Source organism: Streptomyces sp. NH27 (assembly GCF_056859195.1).
Genome location: NZ_JACEGK010000558.1, coordinates 1 through 5016, shown reverse-complemented (window position 1 = coordinate 5016; position 5016 = coordinate 1). Strand labels below are relative to the sequence as shown.

General features: G+C 74.8%; 3 protein-coding genes. 1 reads left to right on the top strand and 2 read right to left on the bottom strand.

The features are described from left to right. Positions 1 to 90 precede the first annotated feature (90 nt). A complete protein-coding gene (locus tag AC13HU_RS31835; RefSeq protein WP_483045451.1) occupies positions 91 to 1083 on the top strand; it encodes a hypothetical protein in 993 nt (330 codons plus the stop codon). A 243-nt stretch (positions 1084 to 1326) separates the two neighbouring features. Here the strand turns inward: AC13HU_RS31835 and AC13HU_RS31830 are convergent, their stop codons facing one another. Together AC13HU_RS31830 and AC13HU_RS31825 are read right to left on the bottom strand one after the other, a co-directional pair. Further along, positions 1327 to 3936 carry an ABC transporter permease gene (locus AC13HU_RS31830; protein WP_483045450.1) on the bottom strand — a complete coding sequence of 870 codons (2610 nt, stop codon included), beginning with the start codon at positions 3934 to 3936 and terminating at the stop codon, positions 1327 to 1329. After that, a complete protein-coding gene (locus AC13HU_RS31825; RefSeq protein WP_483045449.1) occupies positions 3933 to 4805 on the bottom strand; it encodes an ABC transporter ATP-binding protein in 873 nt (290 codons plus the stop codon). Before AC13HU_RS31825 ends, AC13HU_RS31830 begins: the two co-directional genes overlap by 4 nt. Positions 4806 to 5016 lie beyond the last annotated feature (211 nt).

The window sequence follows — 5016 nt, the reverse complement described above, 5'->3', positions numbered from 1 at the left end:
GGGCGGGACTTTAGCCCGGTGTTGTCCTGGTTTGTCGACGAGCGTGTAACAACGGTTAGTAGCCACCCGTTCGGCGGGAATCACTCGGCCATGAACGTGAACGACCTCACCCCCCATGCCCTGGACCACCTCGACGACTGCGACGAGACCGTACTGACGTTCCGTCAGCTGCGCGAACTCGGCCTGACCGCAGCCGAGATCGCCGGCCGCTGCCGCCCGGGCGGCCGCTGGCAGCAGATCCTGCCGCAGGTGTGCCTGCTGCACTCTGGCCCGCCCAGCAGCGAGGAACGCGTGCGGGCCGCACTGTTGTACGCGGGCCGCGACCCGGGCGGGCACGGCCCGGTCGGCGGCGGCCGGGAGGCGATGGTCACCGGGTTGGCCGCGCTCGCGCTGTACCGCTTCACGTCGGTGCCCCCGCTGATCGGCCTGCCGGTGATCGACGTCCTGGTGCCGTGGCAGCGCAGGTTGCGTGACGCGGGCGACGTCAACGTGCACCGCACCCGCGAACTGCCGCACCCGCTGGACGTGGTGGGGCTGCCCTGCGCGCCGGTGCCGCGCGCGGTGGCGGACGCGGTCGCCGAACTCGGCGACACCGACGCCGTACGGGCGCTGCTGTCCGAGGCGGTGCGGTCCGGGCACTGCGACGGCGCCACGGTACTGCGGGAGTTGTCCCGGGCCGGGCTGCTGAACCGCCCGACCGTGCGGCGCGCGGTGGACGTGCTGCACACGGAGGACCGCGCGATGGCCGAGCAGCGGCTGTACATGATGGTGCACTGCCACCAACTGCCCGACCCGGTATGGAATGTGGACCTGCGGCTGCCCGGCGGGCCGCCGCTGGGCGGGGCGGACGCGTTCTGGCCCGAGCACGGCGTCGCGGTCTGTCTCGACCCGGCCGACGACGCGTTGTGGTCCCACTACGCCCGGCAGCGCGAGCACTTGGAGGCGCTGGGCGTGACGATGGTGTTCCTGTCCCCCACGAAGCTGCGCGACGCGATGGAGCAGCAGGCGGCCGTGGTCAGGACGGCCCTGATGGCGTCCTGCGAACTCGACCCGGCCGCCTACGTGGTGGTCACCCCGCGCTGAGGAGTTCCCTTCTCGGCCCGCGGCAGGGCCCCGCCGTCCTCACCGCTTCCTGAGCAGCAGTTCGGCGTTGCGGTCGTGCGCGGCACCGCCGGCCGAGGCGATGTCGGCGCCGGGCGCGTTGAAGGCCAACTCCCTCTACAGCGAGGCCAATCCGTTGGTCGACAGATCGTGGTGGTCGGTGCGGTGCGGGGCCGCGGACTCGGGGTTGGGCGTGCCTTTTCTCCGCGGGGCGACGGGGTGGGGCTACTCGGGTGGAGCTGTCGCCGCGGGGCGTCGCAGGAGTGCCCGGGTGGGAAGTGCGGTGGCGGCCAGGGCCAGGGCCAGGGCACCGCCGGTGAGTCCGAGCAGGATGTTCGGCGGCACATAGGGGCTAGCGCCGGTCAGTCCGCGGGCGATCGGCACGAGCGTGATCCACGCGATCGCCGCACCGATGACGAGCCCGCCCGCCGCGACGAGCAACGCCTCCCATCGCATCATCCCGAGCACCTGCCGCCGGGTGGTGCCCGCCAGCCGCAGCAGGGCGACCTCGCGGCGCCGATCGAGGACCGTCATGACGAGGGTGTTGGCGGCAGCGACGGCCGCGAACCCGCCGAGCACGGCGGCCATCACCTGGTTGGACCAAGCGTTGAGTTCGAGGTCCTTGTCCGCCTGCGCGCGGTAGCCCGCCCGGTCGGTGACGGTGAGCCCGGGCACCCCGAGCCCGGCCAACTCCCTTTGTGCGGCGGCCGGGTCGGCGCCCGGGGCGTCGTGCACGAGCACCTGCGCGTCGTACGCCGTCCCCGCGTGTGCGGCGACCGCGTCGCGCGGCATGAGCAACTGCCCCATCCCCAGGCCGCGTTCGTAGACGGCGACCACCTTGGGCCGGACCTGGGTGCCGTCGCCGAGCCAGAGCGACAGGTGGCCGCCGACCTTCACGTGAGCGCTGCCGGACAGCAGCGTGTCGACCGCGACCGTACGGCTGTCGCCGGTGAGGTCGGCCAGCGAGCCGCTCTTCACGCCGAGTTGGAGCACCTTGGGCAGGGCGGCGGGGTCGCCGGAGACGCCGATGAGGTTCTCTGAGTTCAGCGCCCCGCTCTCCCGGATGAGCGCGCCGGTGCGCAGGATGCCGACCGCGGTGTCCACGCCGTGCAGCGCGGCGGCGCGGCCGGCGGTGGAGGCGGGCAGCCCGGCGCCGTCGGAGCCGACCACCTGGTCGGCGACAACCGCTTGGTGGATCTGCCGGGACGTGGCGTGGGTGATCGACCCCTGCATGCACAGCAGGGTGCCGCAGAAGGCGGTGACCAGCGCGATCGGGGTGATCGCGGCGGCCAGCCGGCGGGCGGCGGCACGGGTGTTGGCGGCGGCGAGCATCCCGGAGACCGAGCCGGACGCGCGCAGCGGCAGCCCCAGCACCGCGGCGGCGAGCCACGCCACGACCGGGCCGAGGAAGGCCACTCCGGCCATCAGGCTGAACACGATGCCGAGCGCGACCGAGGCGGCGTCGTCGCCGGTCTCGTGCGCGGCGACGCCGGCCAGGAAGCAGCCGCCGACGACCGCGGCCAGGCCCAGCACCGTACGGATCACGCCGGGCCGGCGGCGTTCCACCGCGGCCTCGCCCAGTGCCTCGCTGGGCCGGGCCTTCGAGGGGCGGCGGGCGGCGAGGTAGCCGGCCACGAGCGACCCGAGCAGGCCGGCGCCGACCGCGACGACCATCGGTATCCAGCCGACGTCGAGCGTCACGCCGTGCGGCACCGCGTCCTTGTGGACGAGCTGGCGCAGCCACCAGCGGGCCAGTTCGACGCCGGGCCAGATCCCGGCGGCGCCGGCGAGCGGGGCGACCAGCAGGGCCTCGGTCGCGACGGTCCTGCGGATCTGGCGCGGGGTGGCGCCGATCGCGCGCAGCAGCGCGATCTCCCGGGAGCGCTGGCCGATGGCGAGGGCGACGGTGCCCATCACCACGAACACGGCGGTGGCCGTGGCGATCCCGCCGAAGGAGCCGCCGATCGCGGTCATCATCTCCTTGGCCTCGGCGAGTTGAGGCTGTTCGGCCATGCCCCGGTCGTCGCCGGTGCGTACTTTCGCGTGGCCGCCGACGGCGTGTCGGGCCTGGTCGGCCAGCGCGTCCGTGCCGGTGCCCGGCTTCGGGAAGACGGCGATGGCGTCCGCCCGGCCGGGGTGGCCGGAGAGCGACCCGGCGACGGAGTCGGCGAAGTAGACGGTGGGGCCGGCCGAGCGGTCGGCTGCGGCCAGCCCGGCGACGCGGTAGGCGGCGGTCCGGCCGGGGGCGGTCAGGGTGAGGGTGTCCCCGACGGACACGTGGGCCGCGCGGGCGGTGCCGGCGTCGAGCACGACCTCGCCCGCGCCGGGCGCTCGGGCCGTATCGGCGGCCTCAGTGCCGGATGCCGCCGAGCCGGATGTGGCAGTACCGGATGCGGCCGCCGGGGGCTGGGAGATCAGGTGCGCGGACCAGTCCCGGCCGGTGAGTTGGGGAAGGCCGGCCGAGCCCGCACCCGCGGCGCCCGATCCTCCGTGGGCCGCGCCCACCGGGAACGCGATGTCGGGGACGGCCGCGGCCACGCCCGGGCGGGCGGCGATCCGCGCGGCCAGGTTCGTGGCGAGCCGGGGCTGGTCGGTGAGCGGCTCGGAATCGGTGTCCTGGCTGTCGCCGTGCCCGGTGGTGAGGTGGGCCTGCGGGTCGGCCGCGACCACGACCGGCACGTGTGCATACCGGGTCGGCGGCACATGCGCGGTCAGGCCGGTCTGGAGCAGGGCGCCGCACGCGGTGACCACGGCGGCCGCGAAGAGCAGCGCGACGAACGTGCCGACGAAGGAGGCGGGCCGGAAGCGTACGGAGGCGCGGGCCAGGCCGTTCACGCCGCCCTCCCTCGCGGGGCGCGGGCGGCTCCGGTCACGGAGTCCCCGGGGGTGTGGGCACCGGAAGTCCACCCGTCGGCGCTGCGGCCATCGGCGGGTCGGCCGCCCGAAGTCCGCGAGGTGAGCGCGACCATCCGGTCCGCGACGGCCGTCGGGTCGGGCGCGACCAGCTCGCCCGCGAAGTTCCCGTCGGCCAGGAACAGCACCCGGTCGGCGTACGACGCGGCGACCGGGTCGTGCGTCACCATCACCACGGTCGCGGCCGGGCCCGAACCGTCCAGGCCGCCGTCGACCGCCTGCCGCATCAGCACCAGGATGTCGCGGGCGGTGCCCGTGTCGAGCGCACCGGTCGGCTCGTCCGCGAAGATCACCTCCGGGCTGGTCACCAGCGCACGGGCGATCGCCACGCGCTGCTGCTGCCCGCCGGAGAGCTGGCCGGGCCGGCGCCTGCCGTACCCGTCCAGGCCGACCCGCGCCAGCATCGCCGCGGCCCGGCGCCGGTCCGGACGCTGCCCGGCCAGGCGCTGCGGCAGCAGCACGTTCTGCTGGACGGTCAGGGACGGCAGCAGGTTGAACGACTGGAAGACGAAGCCGATCCGGCTACGGCGCAGCCGGGTCAGCCTGTTCTCGCTCAGTCCGGTGATCTCCTCGCCGCCGAGCAGCACCGACCCGTCCGACGGGCGGTCCAGGCCCGCCGCGCACTGGAGGAAGGTGCTCTTGCCGGAGCCGGACGGCCCCATGACCGCGGTGAAGCTGCCGCGCGGCAACGCCAGGTCGATGCCGCGCAGCGCGTGCACCGCCGCGTCGCCCCGGCCGTAGGTCCGGCGCACTCCGCGCAGTTCCACCGCATAGGTCGCCGTGCTGGTCATCGGGCTCGCTCCGTATTCGTCCACACTACGAAGCTACGAAGCGCGGGCCGCGCGAACCATGGCGCTTTCTGGCGTCCTCATGGTGGGGTTTTCCCGACCTATCAGGCACCCGCTGGCTGCCTACCCGGCTCCCGGGGCGGGCCGCTATGGCCGGGGGCGGGCCGCCTTCGACCGGGGCCGAGGCACGTTCCGACCGGGTTCGACCGGCATC